Genomic DNA, 2,220 nt, shown 5'->3' with positions numbered 1-2,220 from the left:
ATGTTGTGTGTCTTCGTTCAGTTACGTATTGCTAAGGTTAAAACGGAGGAGTTAGTTGGATGATCCAGCACCTCTCGTGAGGCTCAAGGGACGCGACGAGCAACTCGTCGTCAGCCGCAACTACGCCGACCTGTTCCGCCAGATGTAGCCACGGTTGTCACGGTTGCCACGCGCTGGTCTGGATTCCACATCGCGAAAAGGCCTTTCACGATCTGCTTCGCCTTTACGAAAAGGTCGTGCATAATAGCGCCTGTCCTATGTCTTATATAAGACTTAGCTGCACGGAAAGATGCAACGTTCGTGGCCGCCGGATCGACGTTTGACGGAGTATGATCCTCGATCTGTTCACCACCTGGCATCCGTGGCCCGGACAGCCGTGGAAACCTCAAGAGACCGTTGCGCAGCAGGTTGATTGACGTTTCCCTTTTAGAAATAGTATTCCAAACCCTCCCGCACATCGAGGAACCAGCGTATGAGCAGTGATCAGACCATCATCTACACCCTAACCGACGAGGCGCCCCTGCTGGCCACCCACGCCTTCCTGCCCGTCGTCGAGACGTTTGCCAAACCCGCCGGCATCCGCATCGAAGAGAGCGACATCTCCGTCGCGGCGCGTATCCTCGCCGTCTTCGCCGACCGCCTGTCGGCGGACCAGCGCGTGCCGGACACGCTGTCGGAACTCGGCAAGAAGACGCTGCAGCCGGAAGCCAACATCATCAAGCTGCCGAACATCTGGCGTCGGTGGGCCAGCTGCAGGCGGCCATCAAGGAACTGCAGGGCAAGGGCTACAACCTCCCCGACTATCCGGCCGATCCCAAGACGGACGAAGAAAAAGAGATCAAGGCCCGCTACGGCAAGTGCATCGGCTCCTCCGTGAACCCGGTGCTGCGCGAAGGTAACTCGGACCGCCGCGCGCCGCGCGCCGTCAAGGAATACGCACGCAAGAACCCGCACTCGATGGGCGAATGGTCGCAGGCATCGCGCACCCACGTGTCGCACATGACCCACGGCGACTTCTACCACGGCGAAAAGTCGATGACGCTGGACCGCGCGCGCGACGTCAAGATGGAGCTGGTCACGAAGAGCGGCGCGACCATCGTGCTGAAACCGAAGGTGTCGCTGCTGGACGGCGAGATCATCGACTCGATGTTCATGAGCCGCAAGGCCCTGCTCGACTTCTACGAACAGCAGATCGAAGACGCGCACAAGACCGGCGTGATGTTCTCGCTGCACGTGAAGGCGACGATGATGAAGGTGTCGCACCCGATCGTGTTCGGCCACTGCGTCCGCACCTTCTACAAGGAGGCGTTCGAGAAGCACGGTGCGCTGCTGGACAGCCTCGGCGTGAACGTCAACAACGGCATGGCCGACCTGTACAACAAGATCGCCAAGCTGCCGGATTCGCAGCGCGAAGAAATCATCCGCGACATCCACGCCTGCCAGGAACACCGCCCGGCGCTGGCGATGGTCGACTCGGCCAAGGGCATCACCAACTTCCACTCGCCGAACGACGTGATCGTCGACGCGTCGATGCCGGCGATGATCCGCGCCGGCGGCAAGATGTACGGCGCCGACGGCCGCCTGGAAGAAGGAAGATCAAGGCCGAGTTCCGACAGCGTGTCCGGCACGCGCTGGTCCGCCGACAGGCGGTCGGCGAAGACGGCGAGGATACGCGCCGCAACGGAGATGTCGCTCTCTTCGATGCGGATGCCGGCGGGTTTGGCAAACGTCTCGACGACGAGCAGGAAGGCGTGGGTGGCCAGCAGGGGCGCCTCGTCGGTTAGGGTGTAGATGATGGTCTGATCACTGCTCATCGCTGGTTCCTCGATGTGCGGAGGGCTTGGAATACTATTTCTGGGAAACGTCCGAATCAAGCTGCTGCGCGACGGTTCCTCTTGAGTTCCACGGCTGTCCGGGCCACGGATGGTGGTGAAGCGGTCGAAGATGATGCTCCAGCGGCCGCGAACGTTGCATCTTTCCGTGCAGCTAAGTCTTATATAAGACATAGGACAGGCGCTAGCTGCACGACCTTTTCGTAAAGGCGAAGCAGATCGTGAAAGGCCTTTTCGCGATGTGGACGCATGGCAACCGTGAGCGACCGTCGCATCTGGCGGAACAGGTCGGCGTAGTTGCGGCTGACGACGAGTTGCTCATCGTGCTTGAGCCTCACGAGAGGTGCTGGATCATCCAACTCCTCCGTTTTAACCCTTAGCAATACAT

At 60.1% G+C, this 2,220-nt stretch carries 2 pseudogenes; one reads left to right on the top strand and one right to left on the bottom strand.

Annotation, left to right across the window (positions count from 1 at the left end):
- Positions 1 to 472 precede the first annotated feature (472 nt).
- Positions 473 to 1,590, top strand: a pseudogene (locus ACWNCF_RS02460) (NADP-dependent isocitrate dehydrogenase); the annotation flags it as partial.
- 11 nt (positions 1,591 to 1,601) lie between these two features.
- Here the strand turns inward: ACWNCF_RS02460 and ACWNCF_RS02455 are convergent.
- Positions 1,602 to 1,814 (bottom strand): annotated as a pseudogene (locus ACWNCF_RS02455) (NADP-dependent isocitrate dehydrogenase); the annotation flags it as partial.
- Between the last annotated feature and the right edge of the window lie 406 nt (positions 1,815 to 2,220).

It is taken from the genome of Massilia phosphatilytica (genome assembly GCF_977014125.1).
Note: the sequence above shows the minus strand (reverse complement) of the source record. Positions and strands in the feature narration are given on the sequence as shown.